Genomic DNA, 23,774 nt, shown 5'->3' with positions numbered 1-23,774 from the left:
GACGCTTTGTAGATGCTGACTTTTATGTGTCGCTTCGGTTTGATCACCGTCACCCTGGCAACGTTGAGCAATTTTGCGCTCGCCGCCAATGGGAATCCTCCTAACTTGTATAGCAGCCTGGCGCGCTCGGCTCCAGAACTCAATCCCGCCGTGCTCAAAAGCGCCCTGAGCGCGGTGCAGTGCGCCGTCAATAACGGCGAGGAACAGTCAGAGCGCCTAGCGGTTATTGACTACTCCCAACCCTCGACCGCCCGTCGGTTATGGATTTTCGATTTGCGCAAAAAGACCCTCGTGTTGCGCGACCTGGTGGCCCACGGTGCCAAGTCCGGGGAAAACTTCGCCACGCAATTTTCCAATCTCGAAGGCAGTCATCAGTCCAGCCTGGGCTTGTTCCGCACCCAGGAAAGTTACCTGGGCGCCCACGGCTACTCGTTGCGCATGGACGGCCTGGAGCCCGGTTTCAATGACCAGGCCCGCGACCGCGCGCTGGTGATTCATGCCGCCGACTACGTCAACCCGGCGTGGAGCAAGCGTGAAGGCCGCATCGGCCGCAGCCAGGGTTGCCCGGCGGTGCGCCCGCAAGTGGCGCGCCAGGTGGTGGATAAACTCAAGGATGGGCAGTTCATGTTTTCCTGGTACCCGGACCAGCGCTGGTTGAAGTCGTCGACGTATCTGAACTGCAAGCCCCAACAAGTGGCGAGTAGTCGTACAATCCGTGGTGGTTAGCCTGTCCCACAGATAAAGAGAGCGCCGCATGCTTCTACATACATCCACCTGGATCGAGATCGGGCAGTTTCTGGAACGCAGCCGCACGGTGGTGATTCCCATCGGATCCAACGAACAACACGGCCCTACCGGCCTGCTGGGTACCGACTGGATGTGCCCCGAGATCATCGCCCACGAGGCGCAGAAGAACGCCGACATCCTGATCGGCCCGACCTTCAATATCGGCATGGCCCAGCACCACCTGGGTTTCCCCGGCACCATCTCCCTGCGCCCTTCCACCTTTATCGCCGCCATTGGCGACTGGGTGCGCTCGCTGGCCGGGCACGGTTTCGAGAAGATCCTGTTCCTGAATGGCCACGGCGGCAATATCGCCACCATTGAAGCGGCGTTTTCCGAGCTGTACGCCGAAGCCAGTTTTGCCCGCCGCCCCGCCGGCTTCGCGCTCAAGCTGGTGAACTGGTGGGACCTGGAAGGCGTGCACGATTTGGCTCAACGCCAATTCCCGGTGGGCCACGGCAGCCATGCCACGCCGTCAGAAATTGCGGTGACCCAGTGGGCGTACCCGCAATCGATCAAGTCCGCCGAATATTCTCCGCAAATCGCCAATACCGGGCCGATCCGCGAAGCGCTGGACTTCCGCGCCCGCTTCCCCGACGGGCGCATGGGTTCGGACCCGGCGCTGGCGACGGTGGAAAAAGGCGGTGAGTTGGTGGCGTTGGCGGCCAAGGGGTTGGTCAAGACCGTGAACACTTTCAGCAGCGAAGCCAAACCCTAGCCCAGGCCCATCGCAAATGTGGGAGCGGGCTTGCTCGCGAAGCAGTGCAGCAGTCAATAAATCTATCGACTGATACGCCGCCTTCGCGAGCAAGCCCGCTCCCACACATTCACACCCTCAGGCGTGCCTGGATTATTTGCAGTCCTGCGCCGCCAGCTCCAGCCGCGACGGTTTGATCGCCGACGCCAGTGGCTTGCGTTCGTACACGAACACCTTGGTGCCGTCCTGGGACTTGTAGGCCTCCAGCACATCATCGGCTGCAATCTTGCTGGTCAACACCACCTTGGCGTGGCGCGCGTTCTGCGTCACCGTCGAGGTAATGCCGCGCTTTTCAAGCTTGGGCACTACGCATTGCACATAGCCTTCAGGGGTTTTATCGGTTTGCAGGGTCAAGCTTGGAGCGTTGGGAGCAGTGATACAACCGGTCAGCAACAACGAAGCAAAAGCCAGGGCCGGGACGAAAAAAGAGCGCATAAACATTCCTGAAAATAACCAATAGGGTTCACAACGATCCGCGCGTCATCCCGCGCGGACCAAGGCCTTTAGCGACGCATCAAACTGCTTCAAGGCATCGAGCTGTACATCACGCTGTTGTTCAATCTGCGCGGCAATTTCCGGGGCCGCCTTGTCATGCACCCATACCGACGGCACCTGTTTGTGCACCGAGCCTTCAGCCTTGGCGATGTATTGCAGGTCGGCGTCATAGAACCGCGCCACAAAACGCGCCTCAACCTGATCGTTACGCTGGGTCAGCAATTGGTTATGGGTATCGAGCATCACCACCACATCCGGGTGAGCCTGCACCAGCTCATCCAGGCTGCTGTAGACCGTGACGATGCGAAACGTGCCCTGCAATGAACTCATCAGCCAATCAATCGCCAGTTCCGGGTCGGAGCTGTTGACGAACGCCTCACGGATGCGCCCGTCAAGGGCGTCCCTGGCGCCGTTCATGGCCATGGCGTGGTAGCGTTCAAGGTAACTGAGGTTGTCGCGGGTGTTTTCGCTGTACAACACACCCACCGACTGCGCGCGCTGCAGGGAGTTTACGCTACCGACGAGTGGCAGCAAATGCCCGTACGCAGTTCATCAGCAAATGCCGGGCTGGTCAGGACCACACTGCCGAACATCAGCATCATTAAACCCAGTTGGATAATCGTCCTCATCGCGCATTTCCTTGATCAGCGTCTCGATGCGCTGATTCTGCGCTTTTGGCATAAAAACAGAACTTGCGATGCTTGATGGTGACTATCATTTGAACCGATAGTGTCGCGTCTCCCGATCTCTATAAAACTATAAGGACCACGCCATGAAGCCCCACCAGAAAACCTTCGACCGCATCCGCGAAGCCGTACTGCCGGAGTTTCGCGAGCGGGTCGCCGATTACCTGGTCGATTATGAAGACGTGCTGCAGGACGAGGCCGCCGACGCCGACCAGCGTTACGCCAGCGCCCAGCAATTGCGCGGCTACCTGCGGGGCTTGAACACCACCCGAGTGCTGGGCATGGCGGACTGGGAAGACCTCGACCGGCGCGTGGCCCAGGAATGGATGTAAACCCTTAGAGCGGTGGGCGTTGCAGGTTGACCCATGCCTGCACCGACGGCCGCTGCCATTGGCGTTGCGCATAGTCGACCCATTCGGCTGGCACACTGTCACCGTTGAGGATCAGGCGATTGAGCATCACCGCCAGGTCAAGGTCGGCAATCGACCACTGGCCAAACAGGTACGGTGGATTGCCGGCCAACAGCGCCTGCGTCGCACTGAACAATTTGCGCACGGCGGCTTCGGCGGCCGGCGACAACGGCGGCATCTTCTGCCCGTAAAACACCACCAGCGTCGAGCGCTCCTGGCGGATCGCCAGCAAATCACTGCGCAACCACGCCTGAACCTGCCGCGCCCTTGCCCGCTGCTGTGGGTCAGCCGAGTACACCGGCGTTTCGGGATAGACCTGTTCCAGGTACTCGCTGATCGCGCAAGACTCCGACAGGGCAAACTCGCCTTCCACCAACGTCGGCACACGCTGGGTCAGCGACAGCTGGGTAAAGTCCGCCGTCTGGTTTTGCGCGGTGTCCAGGTCCAGGGTGAGCATGTCGAACGCCAGGCCTTTTTCGCGCAGGGTGACAAACACCGACATCGCGTAGGGGCTGGTGAACTGGGCATCCACATAGAGGCGTAGCGGGCGCAGGTGCATGGCAGGTCTCCTTGGGTGAAGACCCACGCTACGAGATGCGGCGCCATAAAGACAATGGCGGTTTTTTATGGGGGCATTCCTGGCGGGAATAGCCACGACAGTGGCAATATCGTATCCATTCGCTAGTCTGCGAAAACGCCCCGCCATTCGAAGCTTTCAAGGAAAGATCAGCTTATGAAACAAGCAGTTGTCGTCATTCACGGCATCGGCGAGCAGCGCCCGATGGACACCCTGCATGGCTTTGTGGATGCCATGATTCCCGCCGACACGCCCGACGGCACGCCCTTCTACTGGAGCAAGCCGGATCGGCTGTCACGCAATTTCGACCTGCGTGTCTTGAAGTCGTCCGGCCGCACCAGCACGGATTTTTACGAGTATTACTGGGCCCACAAGATGCAAGGCACCAAAGTCGGCCATCTGCTCAGTTGGCTCTGGGACATCTTCAAGCGCCCGCGCCGCGATATTCCCGACGCCATCGTACCGATCTGGCGCACCACGCGCTGGACGGTGATGCTGCTGTTGCTGCTGGTCGCTACCGGCACCCTCGCCACGGCCTGGGGCCAGTTCGATCACAGCGACAACCCATTCGCGCTGGTGCCGTTGCTGCTCGGCGCTATCGGCCTGGCGCTGCGTTACTCGGCCCTGTCCTACCTGGGCGACGCCGCCCGTTACCTCAGCCCCAACCCGCAGAACGTGGTGGTGCGCGAGCAGATCCGCGCCGACGGCGTGGCCTTGCTGCGTGCCCTGCACAATAAAGGCGATTACGACCGCATCATCGTGGTCGGCCACAGTTTGGGCAGCGTGATCGCCTACGACATCGTCGGTTATCTGTGGCACGAACATCACGATCAGCTCACCCAAGTCATCCCCAGCAACCGCGAACTCGCCAACCGTTACGCCAATCACGAAGCGCTGCAACCGGTCATCAAGGACACGCTGCCCAACGCCGGCGCCGCGCTTGACGGCAGCCTGGGCAGCCTTTTGAAATTTCGCGAGCAGCAGACCGAAGCCTTTATCGAGCAGCGCGGCCTGGGCAACCCGTGGCGCATTACCGATCTGGTAACCGTCGGCAGCCCGATGGCCCACGCGAGCCTGTTGCTGGGGCGCAGCGTCAGTGATTTCAAAAAACGCATGGAGCGCCGCGAAGCCCCCGCCTGCCCGCCCACTCAGGACGAAAAGGGATACGGCTACCATGCGCGTCATCCGGTGATGCTCGGTCAGAAACCCTTCACGCCCCAGTATTTGCACCACGCGGCAGCATTCGCAGTGACGCGCTGGACCAACCTCTATTTTCCCGCGCCCTATGGCCTGTTTGGCGACATCGTCGCGGGCCCGGTCAGCCCGGTGATGGGCGCAGGCGTGCTGGATTTGCCGGTGACCGTGGGCTCGCGCAAAGGCTGGCTCGCACGCTCATGGCTCAGCCACACCCACTACTGGAGCGAGCGCGGCGGTGCCCAAGGTTACCTCGGTGCACTCACCACGGATGAACACGCGATCACCCAGGGCCCGCGCCCGTCGGCCACTGAAGCATTGCGCTGGGCCGTCGACCTCAAGGGCCTGCGGCGCTTGCGCCCGGCCCGCGCCAAGGAAAACCTGACACAGGCTTAGCCGGCAAAACCGCCGTTATCGAGAAACTCACGCTCTTGCGCCGTGGTGACCCTGGCCAACACCTCGTTACGGTGCGCGAAGCGCCCAAACCGTTCGATGATCGCGGCGTGCTCTTTGGCCCAATGGTAGGTGCTGGCATCCAGCTGCTGGTTCAATACCAACGAGCGCTGCTGATCGGCCGGGTCTTCCGAATGCTCGAACGGCAAGTAACAAAACGCCCGCAGCTCGGGCTCGATCAACTGGTCCAGGCCAGCGTCGACCATCCGCCGCGCGTACAAACGCGCCAGCGGGTCGGTGGCGAACATGTGCGCGGTGCCACGAAAGGCATTGCGCGGGTATTGATCCAGCAGGATCAGCAAGGCCAGCGCGCCATGCGCCGAATCCAGCCAGCCTTCCAGTTCGCGCCGGGCCGCTTGCATATGCGTGGCATAAAAGGTGTCGCGAAAGGCCGCGTCAAACGCGTCGTCCTTGGTAAACCAGCGCTTGGGGCCCGCCTGTTTCCAGAACTCGATCACCGCTTCGGCCGGTTGCCCGTTCATGTTCGACATCATTACCTCCCATTGGCCTGCAGATTTCATCATTGACGCCGGCAGAATCCATTAAGTTTCCCCTCTGGAGCCGCTCCTGCTTCGCAGCGGTCGTGCCATCGCATAAAGGGTTTACCGGATGATCCAGCGTCTTGCCCAGGTTTTCAGTGATTCCAATAGCCACGTTCGCACCAAGCTGTTTGGCATCTACGGTATTTTGATCGCCATTAACGTCGGCGCCTGGCTCTGGGCGCTGGTGGCGTTTCATCAGCACCCCGTGTTACTGGGCACTGCCCTGCTGGCCTACAGTTTCGGCCTGCGCCACGCGGTGGACGCCGACCATATCGCCGCCATCGACAACGCCACCCGCAAGCTGATGCAAGAGCACAAACGCCCGGTGGCGGTGGGGTTCTTTTTCTCTCTGGGGCATTCGTCGGTGGTGGTGCTGGCCTCGATTGGCGTGGCCCTTACCGCCGCACATGTCGAGGCGTTCAAGGCGGTTGGCGGTGTGATCGGCACGTCCGTGTCAGCGGTCTTTTTGCTGGTGATCGCGCTGATGAATTTGGTGATCCTGCGGTCGATCTACAAGGCCTGGCGCCACGTGCGCGAGGGCGGCGCTTACGTCGAAGAGGATTTTGACCTGCTGCTGGCCGACCGCGGTTTCATGGCGCGAATCTTCCGCCCGCTGTTTCGCCTGATCAGCCGCAGTTGGCACCTGTACCCGCTGGGTTTTCTGTTTGGCCTGGGGTTTGACACCGCCACCGAAATCGCCCTGCTGGGCATCTCCGCCACGCAGGCGGCGCAGGGCTTATCGCCGTGGTCGATCATGGTGTTCCCGCTGCTGTTCAGCGCCGGCATGTCGCTGGTGGACACGCTGGACGGCCATTTGATGCTGGGTGCCTACGGCTGGGCGTACATGAAGCCGCTGCGCAAGCTCTACTACAACATGAGCATTACCTTGGTCTCGGTGGTCGTGGCAGTGATCATCGGCAGCATCGAGGCGCTGGGGCTGATTGCCGACCAGTTGGAGCTCAAGGGTGATTTCTGGGGCTTTATCGGCAACCTCAACGACAGCTTCGGAATGCTCGGCTACATCATCATCGTGATTTTCGTCGCCAGCTGGGCGGCGTCGGTGTTGCTGTACCGCTTGAAGGGCTTTGACCGGCTCGCCTGACGTCGAGAAGCTGTTATGACGAGCAAGCTCGCCATAACAGGCATACGCTGCAGGCCGGATGCAGGTCAGCCACATTCGGGACTGACACACTGCAATCGCGGGCAAGCCCCCTCCCCATTTGTAAATCGCGTTACGCCAGTTCAGCCCGCAGTTGACGCGCCGCGGTGACCATATGGACCAACGCCGCTTCTGTCTCCGGCCAGCCCCGGGTTTTCAAACCGCAATCCGGGTTGACCCATAGGCGCTCGGCCGGAATCCGCTGGGCGGCCTTGCGCAGCAAGTGGGCCATTGCCGACGCATCCGGCACGCGGGGCGAATGGATGTCGTAGACGCCGGGGCCGATGTCATTGGGGTACGCGAACGCTTCGAACGCATCCAGCAGTTCCATGTCCGAGCGCGACGTCTCAATGGTGATCACGTCGGCGTCCATTGCCGCGATGGACTCGATCACATCGTTGAACTCGCTGTAGCACATGTGCGTGTGGATCTGGGTTTCGTCACGCACGCCGCAGGCACACAGGCGGAACGCTTCGGTGGCCCAATCCAGGTAGTGTTGCCACTGCGCCCGGCGCAACGGCAAGCCTTCACGGAACGCCGCTTCGTCGATCTGCACGATCTTGATGCCGGCCGCCTCCAGGTCAACCACTTCGTCACGAATGGCCAGCGCCAGTTGACGCGCCTGCACTTCGCGGCTCACGTCTTCGCGCGCAAACGACCACATCAGCATGGTCACCGGGCCGGTCAGCATGCCCTTCATCACCTTGCTGGTCAGGCCTTGGGCGTAGCGGATCCACTCCACGGTCATGGCGTTCGGGCGGCTCAAGTCGCCGAAGATCACCGCCGGTTTCACGCAGCGCGAACCGTAGCTCTGTACCCAACCGAAGCGGGTGAACACGTAGCCGTCGAGTTGTTCGGCGAAGTACTCGACCATGTCGTTTCGTTCGGCTTCGCCGTGCACCAGAACATCAAGGCCGAGGTTTTCCTGCACTTGCACGGCGTGCCTGATCTCGCTGTGCATCGCTTCGACGTACTCGGCTTCGCTCAACTTGCCGGCTTTGTACGACTGGCGCGCCAGGCGGATCGAGGCGGTTTGCGGGAACGAACCGATGGTGGTGGTCGGCAACAGCGGCAGGTTCAGGCCGGCACGTTGCTGCTCGATACGCTGGGCAAACCGCGACTGGCGCTGACTGTCCTTGGCGGTAATCGCCGCCACGCGGGCTTGTACGGCAGGCTTGTGAATTCGCGTTGAAGCCGCGCGGGCCACTTGCACGGCGCGGCTCTGCGCCAACGCGGCACGTACATTCGGCGCCTGCGGTGCGTTGACGGCCTGGGCCAGCACCGCCACTTCCGCGCACTTCTGCACCGCGAAGGCCAGCCAGCTTTTCAACTCGGCATCCAGCGTGTCTTCACGGTCCAGGTCCACCGGGCTGTGCAGCAATGAGCAGGACGGCGCCACCCACAGGCGATCACCCAACTTTTCATGTGCGTGCTGCAAGGTTGCCAGGGCCTTTTCCAGGTCGCAGCGCCAGACGTTGCGACCATTGACCACGCCCAGGGACAACACTTTGTAAGCCGGCAGGCGATCAAGAATGGTCGGGTACTGGTCCGGTGCACGCACCAGATCGATGTGCAAACCATCGACCGGCAGGTTGGCGGCCAGGCCGAGGTTTTCTTCCAGACCACCGAAGTAGGTGGCCACGAGCTTTTTCAGCGGGTCGCGCTGGATCTGGTTGTAGGCGCGCTCAAAGGCGTTTTTCCAGTCTTGTGGCAAGTCCAGAACCAGGATCGGCTCGTCGATCTGCACCCATTCAACGCCCAGCTCAGCCAGGCGCTGGAAGATCTGGCCGTACAGCGGCAGCAGGCGGTCAAGCAGGTCAAGCTTGTCGAAGTCGACACCCTTGGCCTTGCCCAACCACAAGTAGGTCAGCGGGCCGATGACGACCGGCTTGACGTTGTGGCCCAAGTCACGGGCTTCCTTGACCTCTTCAAACAGCTGGTCCCAACCCAGGTGGAATTGCTGGTCAGCACTGAATTCAGGCACCAGATAGTGGTAGTTGGTATCGAACCACTTGGTCATTTCCTGGGCGTGGGCACCGCCGCAGCAGTTGTCGCTGACGCCACGGGCCATGCCGAACAGCGTGTGCAATGTGGCGTGGCCGTCGGCTGGGCGGAAGCGCTCAGGGATCACGCCGAACATCAATGAATGAGTCAGGACCTGGTCGTACCAGGCGAAATCACCGGCCGGCAACAGCTCGATGCCGGCTTGCTTCTGCAACGCCCAGTGAGTTTTGCGCAAGCCACGGCCAACGGCGCGCAGGCCGGCTTCGTCAAGTTCGCCCTTCCAGAACGCTTCCTGCGCTTTTTTCAGTTCACGATCGCGTCCAATGCGCGGAAATCCCAGGGAATGAGCGACTGCCATGACTTACAACTCCAATGTCGATATTTGATGGCAGCCATTGTCGACACCCACTCATCGTGAGACAAACTCATTATATTCCAGATGATCACAAGATCCGCTCATGTTGAAATCAGGTGAACATAGAACGCGTGAAACATGAAATACGCACAACCGGCCAACGCCAGGCCCATGCACCGGTTGAATACGGTGAACGCCGACGCGCCGTTGATACGCCGCCCCAACACCGCGCCCAGCAAGGCGTAAATCCACGGCGCGCCGACCGCGCCCAGCCCCAGCAACGCCGAAACCCCGGCAATGGACGCCCCGGTGATATGCGCCGCCGGCAACATCACGCTGGTAATCGGCAAGACCGCCACGATGCCCTTGGGGTTGAGCAACTGAATCACCAGGCCATTCCAGAACGTGAGGGCCTTGCCCGGCGTGCTTGAAGATTCTTCAACCACCGTGCGGGCAGTGAACACCTGGTAGGCGAGGTACAGCGTGTACACGGCGCCGACCAGCGAGATATACGGCAGCGCCGCCTGAGAAATGATTGCCTCGCCGGTGTAGCCAAACAGCACGAACATCAACAGCATCGCGCAGCCCACGCCGAGGTAGAACCCGCTGGAGCGACGGAATTTGCCGGTGAGCCCGGCATTCAGCCCCATCAGGTTCACGGGGCCGGGGCTGTACATGACGCTGAAGGCGTAGAGGAAAATGTCCATGGAGAAACCTGCAGTAGAAGAAGTCCGGCGAGTCTACTGAGGCGGTTTGCGCTGGATCTTGTACGTTTGTGGTTCAGCGTTGCGCCTGGTGGGCGAACCACGCCATGACCACGTCGCAGCCTGCGTGGGACGCCGCCTGCGGTTGCACGCACAGCGCATAAACGCCGCCCGTCGCCAACGGTTCGCCCAACGGCACAACCAGCACACCGCGCTCGATGGATTCGGCCGCCAGGGTCAAGTCAGTCATTGCCACGCCCAGACCGCGCGCGGCGGCGTCAAGCGCCAATTCGTCAAGGTTGAAGGGGATGTGCCGGTAGTCGTCCAGCGTGCCGGCGCCGTTGGCGGCCAACCATACGCGCCAGTCCTGCCGGTCGACTGAACGGTGCAGCAGCGCCACGTGCCGCAGGTCTGTAAAGGTTGATAACGGGCCAACTTGAGGTGCACACACCGGCACCAGCTGTTCCCGGAACAGCGTCAGGCACGCCGGATCAGTGGGCGGCGTGGGCAGGTACTGAATGTAGGCATCGCTGTCGTCGGCGGGCTCGACCCCTTCGGTGGCAACCGTCTCGATGGCCAGGGAAATGTCCGGGTGCAACCGGTAGAAATCACTCAGCTTTGGCAGCAGCCAGCGCACGGCCAGCGACACGTGCAGGCGGATGCGAAACGGGCGTGTGTGCGGCGAAATGCGGTCTTCCAGCACTTTGAGTTGCGCCAGCATACTGCGCGCGTAAATCAGCACCTGCTCGCCTTCGGCTGTCAGCCGCAGGCTGCGGCTGGTGCGTGTAAACAGGGCCACGCTGAAATGGCTCTCCAATTGCTGGATCTGGCGACTGACAGCGCTCTGGGTCAGGCACAGCGTCTGCGCAGCCTGGGTGAAACTGGCGCTGTCGCTGACTTCCACCAACGCCTGCAGACCCTGCAGCGACGGCACGTGACGAAGCTTATCCATGCGATTTCCGAATAGCTGGATGATTTTATAACGTTGGTTGTATCACCCAAGCCCCTATAGATTCCAGCCATCGACTTAAATCATTCATGCGAACAACGCATGCAGCCGAGGCACACGTGGACAATATCTGTGGCTGGATAGCCCAAACCGAACCCCTGCCCGCTTGTAGCGCCTTGACCGGCACACAACAGGCCGACTGGCTGGTGATTGGCGCCGGCATCACCGGGCTCTGCGCCGCCCATAGCCTGGCAACCCTGCACCCCGAAGCGCGCATCGTGATTGTTGACCGTCAGTGCGCGGCCCAGGGCGCCTCCGCGCGAAACTCGGGGTTTGTGGTGGCGCACGAACACCCGGCCGAAAGCGAGTTGCTGGGCACCGCAGGCTTCGAGGGTTTTGAAGTGGACACCGCGATCTCACGCGCGGCGAGTGACGAGGTGCGCCAACGCATCGCAGGCCATGGCATCGACTGCGATTTTCGCGACGACGGTTACTTCTTCGCCGTGCATGACGCCGACAAGCTCGATCACGTCGACCACACACTCGCCACCTTGCTTGCCCTGGGCGCCTCTGCGCAATGTCTGCAAGGCGAGGCGCTGCGCCAGAAACTCGGCACCGCGCATTACCAGGCCGGCATCTGGTGCGGCAACGGCAACGCCCTGCTGCAACCGGCCAAGTACGTGAAGGGCTTGCTGGCCGCGTTGCCAGCCTCGGTCAGCCTGTTTGAAAACACTGACATCACCGGCCTTGAGCGCACGGGCAACGGCGCCCTGCGCGCGACCAGCCGTGCGGGCAGTATTGAAGCGCGACACGTGCTGGTGTGCCTGAATGCGTTTATCCCGCGTGTCGGGCTGGACCAAAGCGCCACGTTCCCCATGGAACTGAGTGCCAGCCTCACCCGCCCACTCACAGAAAAAGAATGCGCCGCCGCGCCCTGGGGCGTGCTGTCGACGCGGCCACTGGGTGCCACCGTGCGGCTCACGCCGGACCTGCGCGTGATGATTCGCAACACCGCCGAGTACCGCACCCGCGACTTGTCCAACGCCGACTTGCTGCAGCGCCGCCAGCGCCATGTGCTGGGTTTGCAACGGCGCTTCCCGTGGCTCACCGAACAGGACATCCATTACACCTGGACCGGCCACCTCAGTGCCTCGCGGTCCGGCCAGCCGTACTTCGCCAAGGTCCAAGACAACCTGTACGCCATCGCTGGCTGCAACGGCTCCGGCGTCGCGCGCGGCACGCTGTGGGGGCGGTTGATGGCGGAGTGGGCCTCGGGGCACCAATCGCCGCTGCTGCAATCGGTGATCCAGCGTGCGCAGCCCGGTTGGTTGCCGCCGCGCCCGCTGTTCGACCTCGGCGCCCTGCTGCGCATGCGCATCGAAGCGGTGCGTGCCCGATCAGAAATCTGACAACAACAAAGGTGAATGCAATGCACATCAAGCAATGGTCCGTGGCGGTAATGCTCGGTGCGTTTTCGGCGGCCGGCTATGCCGCTGAAGAGGTGAATATCTCCAACTGGAACGGCTATATCGCCGACGACACCCTCACACGCTTTACTCAGGCCACCGGCATCACGCCCACTTACGACATCCATGACAGCAACGAAGTGCTCGAATCCAAGTTGATGACCGGCAACACCGGCTACGACGTGGTCAGCCCTTCAAACCACTTTCTGTCGCGGCTGATCAAGGCGGGCGCGATCCAGAAGCTCGACCGCAGCCAGTTGCCGAACTGGAAAAACCTCGACCCGCTGCTGATGAAGAAGCTTGAGGTCAACGACCCGGGCAACCAGTACGGCTTTCCCTATATGTGGGGCACGGCGGGCATCGGTTATAACGTCGAGAAGATCAAGGCACTCTTTGGCAGCACCGACGTCACCCGGTCCTGGAAGATGTTCTTTGATGAAGACACGATCAAAAAACTCAGCACCTGCGGCGTGGCGATCATCGACAACCCGACGCAGATCCTGCCCATCACCCTCAATTACCTGGGCCTGCCCCATCACAGCCATGAGCCGGCCGACTATAAACAGGCCGAACAGGCCCTGTTGAAAATCCGCCCTTACATCCAGTACTTCCACGCGTCCAAGTACATCAGTGACTTGGCCAACGGCAATATCTGCGCGGTGATCGGTTTCAATGGCGACGTGGTGCAGGCGGCCGCGAGCGCGAAAGAAGCCAAAAACGGTATCGAGATTGCCTACTCGATCCCGCAGGAAGGCTCGACGCTGTGGCTGGACATGGTGGTGATGCCCAAGGCCGCGCCGCACGAAAAGAACGCCTACGCCTACATGAATTACCTGCTTGAGCCCAAGGTGATCGCCAACATCAGCAACAGCATCCACTACGCCAACCCCAACAGCGCGGCAGATGAGTTCCTCACGCCGGCCGTGAAACAGGACTTGGCGATCTACCCGCCGAAAAGCGTGATGGACAGCCTGTTTATCGTCGAAGACCTGCCCCCGGCGATAGCGCGGCTGGCCACCCGGCTGTGGACCAAATTGAAGACCAACACATAAGCGCGCCTGCTGCTGGCCGTAGCCCATCCATAACGCATACCATGGCTCAAAATAAACACTCAAATGAGCCCCCATGATCAAAGCCAGCCTGCGCAGTCACCTGACCCTATGGTTTGCCGGTTTATCACTGGTCACACTCCTGAGCGTGGGCCTCTATGTTGGCCATATCGCCACCGAGCAGATGAAGCAGGCCAGCGGCAACTCGCTGCTCAGCACGGCGCGCTCGACGGCCGCGCTGTTGGCCGTGCAACTGCGCGAGCGGCAACTGGAAGTGTCGCTGTTGAGCAAGGCACCGATCATGCGCAAGGGCGACCTGACCGCGCCGGATATTCTGACGCTGATGGAACTGCGCACCCAATCGCGCGCGGAGTATGCATGGATGGGCGTGGCCGATGCTGACGGGCGCGTGCGCCAGGCGGTCAACGGCTTGCTGGTCAATCAATCAGTGCAGCAGCGGCCATGGTTTCAGGCCGGCATGCGTGCCGAGTACACCGGTGATCCCCACGAGGCGGTGTTGCTCGCCAAGCTGCTGCCGGGAGCGGCGGACGGTGAGCCACTGCGCTTTATCGATTTCGCCGCACCGATACGCAATGCCCAGGGTGACACGATTGGCGTGCTGGGCGCCCATGCCCACTGGAGCTGGGTCACCCAGATCGTCGATTCCGCCGTGATGCAAAAGGATGCCATCCCACAGATCGAGGCGTTGATCGTCGACATTGATGGCAAGGTGCTTTACCCGGAATTGCTCGCGGGCGAACAAATGCCGCTGGACCAACTGCACACGCCCGCTGGCTGGTTCACCGGCAACGGCTACGTCACGGCATCGGTGGCGGTGCCGAGCCCGTCGAATGCGAAAATGAACTGGTACATCATGGTGCGACAACCGTTGGACGTCGCACTGCAACCGGCGCACAACCTGCTGTACAAATTACTCATGCTGGGCGTGCTCGCGGCGTTCATCTTTGTGCTGGCCGCTTATTACCTCGCCTCGTCACTCAGCCGCCCCATCGAGCGCCTGGCCAGGTCCGCCAAACAGGTGCAAGACCAGCAGCCCGGCGCCGTCTTCCCCCAGGAGCATCCGGTGCTGGAAATCGCCCAATTGGGCCGCTCCATCAGCAGCATGACCCAATCCTTGCTGACCAAGGAGCGCGAACTGCAGGAAGCCAATGCCTCGCTGGAAGCCACCGTCACCCAGCGCACTGCCGCCCTTACCCAGGCCAATGCCGACCTGCTGAAACTGGCCACGCACGACGCACTGACCGGCGTTTACAACCGCCGCCGTTTCGACGAAAAACTCGCCGAGAGCAGCCTGTTGTTCCAACGCACCGGCCGCACCTTTGCCTTGCTGCTGATCGACGCCGACTATTTCAAGCGCGTCAACGACACCTACGGTCACGCCGTCGGCGATGACGTGCTGTGCCAACTGGCGGCGCTGATCGAGAGCACCACGCGCGCCACCGATTTTGTCGCGCGATACGGCGGTGAAGAATTTGCAGTATTGCTGCCGGAGGTTGAAGAGCCGGACAGCCCCGACGTGGTTGCCGAAAAAATCCGTGCGGCCGTGGCGGCGGCAAACTTCCCGACAGTGGGCCAGGTTACGGTGAGTATTGGTGTGAGCATCGCGCAGCCCTCGGACCGCGATTCCCTGGGGCTGCTCAAGCGGGCGGACATGCAATTGTATGAGGCCAAGGGCGCAGGCCGGAATCGGGTGTCGTGAGCGACACTGATGAACCACTGTAGCTTGCTGTGTTAAGTGGGCTTGCTGTGGCGAGCGGGCTTGCCCCGCGTTGGGCTGCGCAGCGGCCCCACTAAGAGCGCCGCACCCATTCAGGCACATCGCGCCAGCCGGGTTCAGGGCGGCTTCGCCCCCCAACGCGGGGCAAGCCCGCTCGCCACAAGAGGCCTGCTCGCCACTCAATGTCGGTTTGCCACAAGCGCCCCGCTCGCCCCCAAACTCGTTCACCCTGGGCGTTGCGCGCTGGAATAAACTGTCGCGATACTTACTGGGAGACACACAACCATGGATGCAGTGACCCAAGGCAGTTGCCTGTGCGGCGCTATCAGTTATCAGGTGTCGACCCCTTTGAAAGCGGTCACCCACTGCCACTGCAAAAAATGCCAGAAAGCGCACGGCGCGGCATTCGCCACGTATGCCAGCGCCCCTCGGTCAGCCGTCAATATCAACGCCGCTGAGGATGTGCTTCGAAGCTATGAGTCTTCAGCAGGCGTCACCCGCCAATTCTGCTCGCGGTGTGGATCATCGCTGTTCTGGTCTGACGCTCGTGGACAGTTTCCAGAATGGATGTCCATCGCAGTCGGCACCCTCGATAGCCCTTTTACTGCGCACAAGCAGGCGCACAGCTGCATTGAATCCAAAGCTGCGTGGTTGTGCGGGGCGTCTGTGTGACCCACGCCCGCGAAGACGTTGCGATACGCAAACTGGAAGAGCTTCCCGAGCAGATCCATGCGCTGCGGGCGCAGGCTGTCGCCGAAGGGTTCAGGTTTCTGACGCGGCTTATCAGCGAATGGGACAACCGTACGAATCGGTTTGATCAGCCGGGTGAATGCCTTTTCGGCGTGTTTCGTCACGGCCAGTTGATTGGCGTCGGCGGTGTGTCCTGTGACCCCTATGCAGGTCCCGGGGTCGGTCGGCTACGTCGGGTCTACATCGCGCCCAGCCTGCGCGGGCAGGCAATTGGCAAAGCCCTGGTCAAACGGCTATTGGAGCACGCGGCGGCGCATTTTCAGGAAGCCCGGCTCACTACCGATACGCCGCAAGCCGCGCAGTTCTATCTGCGCTGCGGTTTTCAACGCATCGATAACGACCACGCGACGCACGTAACGTCGCTGATCGCGCTGAAAGCGCGGGCCTCAAAATCGCCATGAGGCACCGCGCATCGCGCCCTTACAGCAATGGAATCGAATAACTCACAAACACCCGATTCTGATCCTGGTCGCGCGCCACTTCACTGCGCGACACGCCGTTGCGCCAGCCAAACCCGACGTTTTTGAACGTGCCGCTTTGCACCACGTAATCCAGGGAGATGTCCCCTTCCCATTCGCTGGCCGTGTTGCCGGCGGTGGTGAGGATATGGTCGCCTTTCAAATACATCACCGACGCCTTCAGGCCAGGCAGGCCCAGCGCGACAAAGTCGTAGGCGTATTGCGCAAAGGCGGTGCGTTCGCCGGCCTGGATGAAGGTTTGCACGGTGCGGTCGGTGTAAAGGTACAGGCTCGAACCGCCCTCGCCTTTGTTGACCAGGCCACCCTGGTTGAGTTGGGCGAAGTTACTGTCATCGGAGACTCGCTGGTAACCCGCGGTGATCGCGTGCGGGCCCAGCGAGTAGATGAACGCGGCGCTCCAGGTGTTGTTGTCGATTTCGCCGTTGCCGTTCTGGGTATAGCCGCCGAACTTATACCCTTCGGCACGCCCGGCCGCAGTGCTGTTCTTGCCGTCGGAGGTGGTGTTGAAATAACGCAGGTCGGTTTTCAATGAGCCGTAGTCGCCCAACGGCACTACATGGATCAACCCGGCAAAGTGCTGTTGGTAATAGTCTTCGAGGTTGGCGTAGTAATACTGGACCAGCAGGTCCTTGTTCACTTGGTAGTCGAAACCTGCGTAGTTGAATTTATTGCTCTCTTGCGTGCCACCCGCGGCCGCCAGGCCACTGCGGTCGCTGGAGCCACGGCCGGTGGTGTGCTGTAGCTGGCCGCCGATCAGCGTGAGGTTGTCGATGTCTTTGCTGGTGACCTGCGCGCCCTCGAAGGATTGCGGCAACAGGCGGCCATCGTTGCTCACCAGGATCGGCAGGTTCGGGCGCAGGTAGCCGTAGCGCAGTTCGGTCTTGGCGAAGCGCGCCTTGGCTGTCGCACCACCGCGCGCCCAGCTGTCGGCTGCCCTGCCGTCATCGGTGGGGATCATCGAGCTGCCCACGTGGCGGCCAGTGCCGCTGTCGAGGGTCACACCGAGCATGCCGACGGCGTCCAGACCAAAACCGACAGTGCCGTCGGTAAAGCCCGACTGGTAGTTGAGGATAAACGCCTGGCCCCATTCTTCGGTCTTTGACGGTGCGGCGGCGCCGTCGCGGTTATCGTTATTGAAGTAGAAGTTGCGCAGGTTCAAGTTGGCTGTGCTGTCACTCAAGAAATCAGCCGAGGCCAAGGGGCTCAGGGCAATGCCCAGGCCGCCGGTTAATACGCTCAGTACATTCAAAGTGGCTTTCATCAGGACGAACTCCGGCGCGGAATCCAGGTTCCGGGCGCGTAAAAAGGGGAGCAGGATGCACGCGGCCAACTTGGGTTGGCCGCCGCGTTAACGAATATTCAAGTGCTTAGTTGAGTGAAGTGAACCTCCGTAAAACCTCAGTCAATCAATCCATGAGCGTCATAAAACGGATACGGCCCCGGGTAGTCCCCGAACACGCCGTTGTGGCTGATCAGCCCGTGCTGTGCATCCCAGCGGTGCAGCACAAAGCCTGCCGGTTCCAAGTTGAAATGCGCAGGCGCGGCGTCTTGCAGGTCGAGCACGATCTGGTGCGAAGTGCCAGGGCACACGCAACTCAGACTGCCGCCAAAACGCCGCTGCATCGGGCGGTGCAAATGCCCGCACAACAGGCGCTCCACTTGTGGGTGACGAGCGACGACGCGCTCCAGGGCGGCGGCGTTGCCAAAGGGCTCGCGGTCCATATGGCCGATGCCGCTGCTGAACGGCGGGTGATGCAGGATCAGCAAGGTCGGCGCCTCGGGACGCAGTGCCAATTGCGCGTCGAGCCACTGCAATTGGCTGTCGAGCAGTTGGCCGCCGTGACCACCGGGAATGGTCGAGTCCAGGCCGATCAAGCGCAGCGGATGCTCATCCACAACCCAATCCAGCGGGCCATCTGCCGACGTCGGCAGATAAGCGTGATCGCCGAACGCATCCAGTAACGGCCCGCGCGTGTCGTGGTTGCCGGGCACCAGGTAGTACGGCATGTGCAGGCGTGCCAGCTCCGGGTGCAGCACGGCGTATTCATCGGCGCGGCCAAAATCCACCAGGTCGCCGCTGATCACCACGATATCGGGCCGAGGGTAGCGGGCGTTCAGGTGGTCGACGGCGCGGCGCAGTGCGCCGAGGGTATCGACCACGCCATAGGTCAGGCGGTTACCGGCTTTAAGGTGCAGGTCGCTGATCTGCGCAACAAGAAACGGACGGTTCAAAATAAGCTCTCACGCATTCAGGGTGAACACCATGTGCGGCGCAATCGCCAGGGCAATCGGCGCGCCGACACGGTGCAGTTGGTTGTCGCTGCTGTCCACCAGCAGCGGTTGCGGGCCGCCCACATCCACCAGCAGGCGGCTTTGTGCGCCCTGGAAGAACTGCGCGACCAGATGGCCGTGCAGGTGGCCTTCGTCTTCCATCACGCGCAGGTGTTCGGGCCGGCAGTACACGGTGCTCGGTAAACCGGCGCCATGCCACGGCAGTTCGCCGCCGCAGACTTTGAGGCCGTGGGCAGTCCGCGCCAGCACAGAGAAGGCATTGAGGTTGCCGACGAAGCCTGCGACAAACGCATTGGCCGGCTGCTGGTAGATCTCCCGTGGGCTGGCCAGTTGCGCGATACGCCCCTGTTCCATCACCAGGATGCGGTCGCCCAGGGCCATGGCTTCGCCCTGGTCATGGGTGACGAACACCGAGGTGATGCCAAGCCCGCGCAGCAGTTGATCCAGCTCGCTGCGCAGGCGCTCGCGCAATTGCGCATCCAGGGCCGCCAGCGGCTCATCCAGCAACAGCACGTTGGGACGCGGCGCCAGGGCGCGGGCCAAGGCCACACGCTGACGCTGGCCGCCCGACAGTTCATGGATGCTGCGCTTGCCGTGGTGCTGCAAGCCCACCAGTTCCAACAGTTCCTCGCAGCGCTTATTGCGCTCAGGCGCCGACATGCCGCGAATCTTCAAGCCGTAGACGATATTGCCGGCCACATCCAGGTTGGGAAACAGCGCGTAATTCTGAAACACCATGCCCACATCACGGCGCTCGATGGGCAGGCGGGTGACATCCTGATCGCCGAAAAACACCTGGCCGACGTCCGGGCGTTCCAGGCCGGCAATCAGGCGCAGAGTCGTGGTTTTGCCACAGCCGGACGGGCCGAGAATTGCCAGGGTTTCGCCGCCTTCGACGCTCAGGTTCAGGTCATGCACGGCCACGGTGCCGTCGGCGAATGCCTTGCGACAGCCTTGCAGGCGGATAGTGATAGCGGTCATCGACGCTCTCCACGGGACAAACGAGCACTGATGGCCTGCAACGCAATCAGCAGCGGCACGATCATCAGCAAAAAGATAAGGGTGTAGGCGCTGGCGATTTCCAGACGCGCCGAGGCGTAGCTGTCGGCCAACCCCACCGGCAGCGTCTTGGTCATCGGCGTGTGCAGCATCCAGGTCAGGTTGAACTCACCCAGGCTCAGGGTGACCACCATCAGCACGCCGGCCAGAATGCCCGCCCGGCAATTGGGCACGACCACGCTGAAAAAACGCTTGATCGGCCCCGCGCCGAGGCTGGCGGCGGCCTCCTCCAACACCGGCAGTTGCTGACGTTGCATCACCGCCATTACCGGGCGCACCAGGAACGGCAAGGTGAACAACACATGGCCGACCAGGATGAACAGCCAACTGCTGCGAAAGCTGCCGAACTGGCCGTAGGTCAACAGCAACGCCAACGCACTGGCCAAACCCGGCATCGCCACCGGCAGCACCATCAGCTCTTCGAAGGCGCGGCTGAAGCGGTTGTTCATGCGCACCAAGGCATAGGCCGCCGGCACGCCGATCACGCAGACGCACACTGCACAGGCCAGGGCCAGCTGCAGCGACAGCCACACCGTGGGCGAATAGGCCTGCCACACCTGCACCAGCCAGTCGAAGGTCAAGCCGCTGGACAGGCCGACGAAGAAATTACGCGTCAACCCGGCCAGCAACGACATCAGCACCGGCACCAACATGAAGGCGCACACCAGCAGGGTAAACAGCAGTTGCATCACAAACAGCGATGAGCGCTTCACAGGACCGTCCCCGCGTTTTTCACCAGGCGACGCGTGAGCAGCAACACCGCCCAGGTCACTGCACCGAGTACCACCGACAGCGCGGCGGCGACGGCAAAGTTGGCGTAGTTGGTGAACACGTTGTAGATCGCCACCGGGGTGACGTTCAGCCGCGTGCCCAAGGTAAAGGCGGTACCGAACGCGCCCATGGACGTGGCAAAGCAGATCGCCCCGCAGGAGGCCAGCGCAGGCGCCAGCCCCGGCACGATCACGTCGCACACCACGCGCCAGTGCCCGGCGCCCAGTGAGTGCGCGGCCTCTTCCAGGCTGCGGTCGAGGCTTTCGCACGCGGCCATTACCGTGAGGATCACCCGCGGGATCGAGAAGTACAGGTAGCCGACAAACAGCCCCGCCAGCGAGTACGCAAAAATCCAGCGCTCACCGGCCAGTTGCAGGCCCAGGGCCGCAAACAGGCCTTGGCGTCCGGCCAGCAGGATCACCAGAAAGCCCACCACTACGCCGGGAAACGCCAATGGAAAGGTGAGCAATGCCACCAATGCCGAACGCCCGAAGAACTGCTGACGTGCGAGAAACACGCCGCTGATGCCGCCGATCAGCAACGCCGTGAGCGTCACAATCACGGCCAGCACACAGGTCTGCGCCAGGCTGCCCAGGTACTGCGTGCTGCTGAGCACCTGCCAATAACCGCTGCCGTTGCTGTCGCGGCTCTCGGTGCCGAGCACCATCAGGTGCGCCAGCGGCAACAGCCAGAACGCGAACAGCACCGCCAAGGCCGGGGCCAGTGCCCAGGCTGCATGTTTTGCCGATGCGGCCACTTACTTGACCTCGTTCAGGTAACGGGCGGCGAAGGCTTCCTGCACAGCGGCCATTTTTTCGTAGTCCACCACGCCAGCGCGGGCGTAGTCGCTGTCGGGCAGGAACTGCGCGGCGACGTCGGCCGGCATTTTCATTGGGCGCACCGGACGCAGGTAAGCCTTGGCCCAGAGTGCCTGGCCTGCATCGGAGAGCACAAAATCGAGGACCTTTTCAGCGTTGGCGCGGTGCGGCGCATTGGCCACCAGGCTCATCACGTACGGCACGCTGATGCTGCCTTCTTTGGGGATCACGAAGGCAACGTTGGCGTTGTCCTTGTAACGCGCGCGGTAGGCGTTGAAGTCGTAGTCCACCAGAATCGGCAGCTCACCGGACAGCACCCGCGCATAGGCGGTTTGCTTGGGCACGATGGGTGCGTTTTTGGCGAGTTTCTGAAAGTAGTCGATGGCCGGGGCAAAGTTATCCAGATCGCCGCCCAAAGCGCGGTTGATCGCCACGGCGGAGACGTAGCCGACAAACGCGCTGGACGGGTCGAGGTAACCGACCATGCCTTTGTACTCAGGCTTGAGCAGGTCGGCCCAGCTTTGCGGCACGGGCAAGCCGCCCAGCGCATCGACGTTGACCATGATGCCCAAAGTGCCGGAGTGAATCGCAAACCAGTGGCCGGTCGGGTCTTTCAGGCCGGCCGGAATCTGCTCCCAGCCTTTGGGCTTGTAGGTGCCGACCACGTCGGCTTTTTGCGCCTGCAAGCCGAAGGTCACGCCGTAATACACCACGTCGGCCACCGGCGCGGCTTTCTCCGCCACCAACTGCGCCAGCGACTGGCCGGAGTTCTTGTTGTCCAGCGGCACCTGCACGCCGGTAGTGGCGGCGATGGCCTGGAGTTGGCTGCCCCAATCGGCCCAGTCGGGTGGGCAGTTGTAGCAAATCGCGGTGTCGGCCGCCTGGGCAAGGCTGGCCATGCCGCACAGCAGCACGGTTGCCAGGGTTTTACTGAACGCGCGCATCAGGTGTCTCCTCAAGGGGTTGAGTGCTGTCGCCAGGCCGGATATGGCACGGCAGGCAATGGGAAATCGGAGCGTTGCCGGCGATCTGCGCGAGCAATTGGTCAATCACCGTGCTGGCCAGCAGGCCGATGGGCTGCACCACGCTGCACAGCGTCGGGTGCATCTGGGTGCCGAGGGCGATGCCGTCAAAGCCCATCACCGAGAGTTGCTCGGGCACATTCCAGGCGTTGCGGCGCAGCTCGGCGATCAGGCTGATCGCGAGGAAATCGTTGGAACACACCAGCGCAGTCGGCGCCTGGGGGCCTTGGAGGAACGGCTCGATCGCCGCGAAGGCGGCCTGGGTGTGGGCCGGCATTTCAATCACTGCGCGGCTTTCAAGCCCGTACTCGCGCATCGCGTCGCAATAGCCGGCGTAGCGCAGGCGCGCGCGGTCGGACTGCAACGCGGGGCCGGCGACCATGCTGATGCGTCGGTGCCCCGCTTCGAGCAAATAACGCGTGGCCAGGGCCATGCCCGCGCGGTTGTCGACCGACACGGCGCTGTAGCTGGGGTTGCTGGGTTGGTGATACGCCAGCACGAACGGCGTCTGTTCGCTGGCGAGGCTGTTGAGCACGCTATTGCTTTCGGCGTCGGTGACCGTCAGCACCAGCCCGTCGACGCGTTGGCGTAGCAACTCTTCCACAACGATGCTTTCGCGTTCGCTGCTGTAGTCGGTGGTCGCCAGCAACAGGCTGTAGCCGCGCAGCCGCGCGGCACGCTCCATGGCCTGGAGCTGTTCGGCAAACACCGGGTTGAGCAGGTTGGGCACCACCACGCCAATCAGCTGGGTGGTTTGCAGGCGCAGTTGGCGGCCGAGCAGGTTCGGTCGAAAGCCCAGCTCGCGGGCGGCGGCGAACACCTGCTCACGGGTGGCCGGGCGCACTTGGTCGGGGGAAGCAAAGGTGCGGGCGGCAGTGGCGCGGGATACCCCGGCCAGCTGCGCAACGTCTTTCAGGTCAGTCATGGTCACTCGCTTGAGATCGATCTCATTGGCGAGGACAGTAACGAGGGAATATGGCAGTAGCGTGGTGCCAAGATGACGGTTTGATGGCAGCGCCCCCGTGCTCAATGTGGGAAGGGGCTTGCCTCCGATAGCGGTGGGTCAACAAAGAAAAGGCTGGCTGACACACCGCAATCGGGGGCAAGCCCCCTCCCACATCAGATCGGTGTATAGCCACAGATAGTCATACTGCGCGGGTATGCTTGAAAAATCGGCGCAGCAAAATCCGCCCGCTAACCTTTCGATCTGATCCAAGTGCGGGCACAATGCGTGTCCTTTTTTGGCAGGCACCGCCGCAGGC

23 protein-coding genes and 1 pseudogene are annotated in these 23,774 nt (G+C 62.0%); 10 read left to right on the top strand and 14 right to left on the bottom strand.

Features of this window, described 5'->3' with window-relative positions; translation table 11 throughout:
- The first annotated feature begins 12 nt into the window (after window positions 1-12).
- Both C4J83_RS12890 and C4J83_RS12885 read left to right on the top strand, forming a co-directional pair.
- Window positions 13-726, top strand: a complete 714-nt coding sequence (locus C4J83_RS12890) for a murein L,D-transpeptidase catalytic domain family protein (protein ID WP_106577815.1) — start codon at window positions 13-15, stop codon at window positions 724-726.
- A gap of 28 nt (window positions 727-754) precedes the next feature.
- Window positions 755-1,501, top strand: coding sequence for a creatininase family protein (locus tag C4J83_RS12885; RefSeq protein WP_119741790.1), 747 nt, complete (start codon window positions 755-757; stop codon window positions 1,499-1,501).
- Window positions 1,502-1,633: 132 nt separating this feature from the next.
- Here C4J83_RS12885 and C4J83_RS12880 read toward each other — a convergent pair whose 3' ends face one another.
- Window positions 1,634-1,975: a hypothetical protein gene (locus tag C4J83_RS12880; protein WP_119741788.1), complete on the bottom strand. Its 342-nt coding sequence runs from the start codon at window positions 1,973-1,975 to the stop codon at window positions 1,634-1,636.
- Between the two features lie 45 nt (window positions 1,976-2,020).
- A pseudogene (locus C4J83_RS12875) lies at window positions 2,021-2,664 on the bottom strand (ATPase).
- A gap of 143 nt (window positions 2,665-2,807) precedes the next feature.
- On the opposite strand from C4J83_RS12875, the gene C4J83_RS12870 reads away from it, so the two are divergent.
- Window positions 2,808-3,053: a hypothetical protein gene (locus C4J83_RS12870; protein ID WP_106577811.1), complete on the top strand. Its 246-nt coding sequence runs from the start codon at window positions 2,808-2,810 to the stop codon at window positions 3,051-3,053.
- A gap of 4 nt (window positions 3,054-3,057) precedes the next feature.
- Here C4J83_RS12870 and yfcF read toward each other — a convergent pair whose 3' ends face one another.
- On the bottom strand, window positions 3,058-3,690 hold the full coding sequence (yfcF, locus tag C4J83_RS12865; RefSeq protein ID WP_124417208.1) for a glutathione transferase: 633 nt from the start codon (window positions 3,688-3,690) through the stop codon (window positions 3,058-3,060).
- A gap of 174 nt (window positions 3,691-3,864) precedes the next feature.
- On the opposite strand from yfcF, the gene C4J83_RS12860 reads away from it, so the two are divergent.
- Window positions 3,865-5,298, top strand: a complete 1,434-nt coding sequence (locus tag C4J83_RS12860; RefSeq protein WP_119741782.1) for an alpha/beta hydrolase family protein — start codon at window positions 3,865-3,867, stop codon at window positions 5,296-5,298.
- Here the strand turns inward: C4J83_RS12860 and C4J83_RS12855 are convergent.
- Complete coding sequence (locus C4J83_RS12855; RefSeq protein ID WP_372239302.1) at window positions 5,295-5,837, bottom strand: DUF924 family protein; 543 nt, start codon at window positions 5,835-5,837, stop codon at window positions 5,295-5,297. The genes C4J83_RS12860 and C4J83_RS12855 overlap by 4 nt on opposite strands.
- Before the next feature lie 127 nt (window positions 5,838-5,964).
- Here C4J83_RS12855 and C4J83_RS12850 point away from each other — a divergent pair, with 127 nt between their 5' ends.
- Entirely contained in the window at window positions 5,965-6,999 is a 1,035-nt protein-coding gene (locus C4J83_RS12850) for a HoxN/HupN/NixA family nickel/cobalt transporter (RefSeq protein WP_124417207.1), read from the top strand.
- Between the two features lie 130 nt (window positions 7,000-7,129).
- On the opposite strand, the gene metE is transcribed toward C4J83_RS12850, so the two are convergent.
- The 3 genes from metE to C4J83_RS12835 form a co-directional block, all read right to left on the bottom strand.
- Entirely contained in the window at window positions 7,130-9,418 is a 2,289-nt protein-coding gene (gene metE / locus C4J83_RS12845) for a 5-methyltetrahydropteroyltriglutamate--homocysteine S-methyltransferase (protein ID WP_124417206.1), read from the bottom strand.
- A gap of 98 nt (window positions 9,419-9,516) precedes the next feature.
- Window positions 9,517-10,122 carry a LysE family translocator gene (locus tag C4J83_RS12840; protein ID WP_124417205.1) on the bottom strand — a complete coding sequence of 202 codons (606 nt, stop codon included), beginning with the start codon at window positions 10,120-10,122 and terminating at the stop codon, window positions 9,517-9,519.
- A gap of 73 nt (window positions 10,123-10,195) precedes the next feature.
- Window positions 10,196-11,071 carry a LysR substrate-binding domain-containing protein gene (locus C4J83_RS12835; RefSeq protein ID WP_124417204.1) on the bottom strand — a complete coding sequence of 292 codons (876 nt, stop codon included), beginning with the start codon at window positions 11,069-11,071 and terminating at the stop codon, window positions 10,196-10,198.
- Window positions 11,072-11,187: 116 nt separating this feature from the next.
- Between C4J83_RS12835 and C4J83_RS12830 the strand changes: the two genes are divergently transcribed.
- From C4J83_RS12830 to C4J83_RS12810, 5 genes are all read left to right on the top strand, one after another.
- Window positions 11,188-12,477, top strand: coding sequence for an NAD(P)/FAD-dependent oxidoreductase (locus tag C4J83_RS12830; RefSeq protein WP_124417203.1), 1,290 nt, complete (start codon window positions 11,188-11,190; stop codon window positions 12,475-12,477).
- Between the two features lie 20 nt (window positions 12,478-12,497).
- Window positions 12,498-13,586 carry a polyamine ABC transporter substrate-binding protein gene (locus tag C4J83_RS12825; RefSeq protein WP_119741770.1) on the top strand — a complete coding sequence of 363 codons (1,089 nt, stop codon included), beginning with the start codon at window positions 12,498-12,500 and terminating at the stop codon, window positions 13,584-13,586.
- Between the two features lie 73 nt (window positions 13,587-13,659).
- Window positions 13,660-15,303, top strand: coding sequence for a sensor domain-containing diguanylate cyclase (locus C4J83_RS12820; RefSeq protein WP_106577802.1), 1,644 nt, complete (start codon window positions 13,660-13,662; stop codon window positions 15,301-15,303).
- Between the two features lie 303 nt (window positions 15,304-15,606).
- On the top strand, window positions 15,607-15,993 hold the full coding sequence (locus C4J83_RS12815) for a GFA family protein (RefSeq protein WP_124417202.1): 387 nt from the start codon (window positions 15,607-15,609) through the stop codon (window positions 15,991-15,993).
- Complete coding sequence (locus C4J83_RS12810) at window positions 15,990-16,472, top strand: GNAT family N-acetyltransferase (RefSeq protein ID WP_124417201.1); 483 nt, start codon at window positions 15,990-15,992, stop codon at window positions 16,470-16,472. Before C4J83_RS12815 ends, C4J83_RS12810 begins: the two co-directional genes overlap by 4 nt.
- Window positions 16,473-16,491: 19 nt before the next feature.
- Here C4J83_RS12810 and C4J83_RS12805 read toward each other — a convergent pair whose 3' ends face one another.
- The 7 genes from C4J83_RS12805 to C4J83_RS12775 form a co-directional block, all read right to left on the bottom strand.
- Window positions 16,492-17,811, bottom strand: coding sequence for an OprD family porin (locus tag C4J83_RS12805; RefSeq protein ID WP_124417200.1), 1,320 nt, complete (start codon window positions 17,809-17,811; stop codon window positions 16,492-16,494).
- 137 nt (window positions 17,812-17,948) lie between these two features.
- Window positions 17,949-18,782, bottom strand: coding sequence for a phosphodiesterase (locus tag C4J83_RS12800; protein ID WP_124417199.1), 834 nt, complete (start codon window positions 18,780-18,782; stop codon window positions 17,949-17,951).
- Window positions 18,783-18,791: 9 nt separating this feature from the next.
- On the bottom strand, window positions 18,792-19,823 hold the full coding sequence (locus tag C4J83_RS12795; protein ID WP_106577797.1) for an ABC transporter ATP-binding protein: 1,032 nt from the start codon (window positions 19,821-19,823) through the stop codon (window positions 18,792-18,794).
- On the bottom strand, window positions 19,820-20,614 hold the full coding sequence (locus C4J83_RS12790; protein ID WP_124417198.1) for an ABC transporter permease: 795 nt from the start codon (window positions 20,612-20,614) through the stop codon (window positions 19,820-19,822). Before C4J83_RS12790 ends, C4J83_RS12795 begins: the two co-directional genes overlap by 4 nt.
- Complete coding sequence (locus C4J83_RS12785) at window positions 20,611-21,429, bottom strand: ABC transporter permease (RefSeq protein WP_124417197.1); 819 nt, start codon at window positions 21,427-21,429, stop codon at window positions 20,611-20,613. The genes C4J83_RS12790 and C4J83_RS12785 overlap by 4 nt, the downstream gene beginning before the upstream one ends.
- Entirely contained in the window at window positions 21,430-22,434 is a 1,005-nt protein-coding gene (locus C4J83_RS12780) for an ABC transporter substrate-binding protein (RefSeq protein WP_119741746.1), read from the bottom strand.
- The gene (locus tag C4J83_RS12775) at window positions 22,418-23,437 is read right to left on the bottom strand and encodes a LacI family DNA-binding transcriptional regulator (RefSeq protein WP_106577793.1); all 1,020 of its coding nucleotides are present in this window, start codon (window positions 23,435-23,437) and stop codon (window positions 22,418-22,420) included. Before C4J83_RS12775 ends, C4J83_RS12780 begins: the two co-directional genes overlap by 17 nt.
- Between the last annotated feature and the right edge of the window lie 337 nt (window positions 23,438-23,774).

The sequence above is a fragment of the Pseudomonas sp. LBUM920 genome, from assembly GCF_003852315.1.
Lineage (GTDB): Bacteria > Pseudomonadota > Gammaproteobacteria > Pseudomonadales > Pseudomonadaceae > Aquipseudomonas.
The sequence above is the reverse complement of the archived record's forward strand: the minus strand, read 5'-3'. Positions and strand labels throughout refer to the sequence as shown.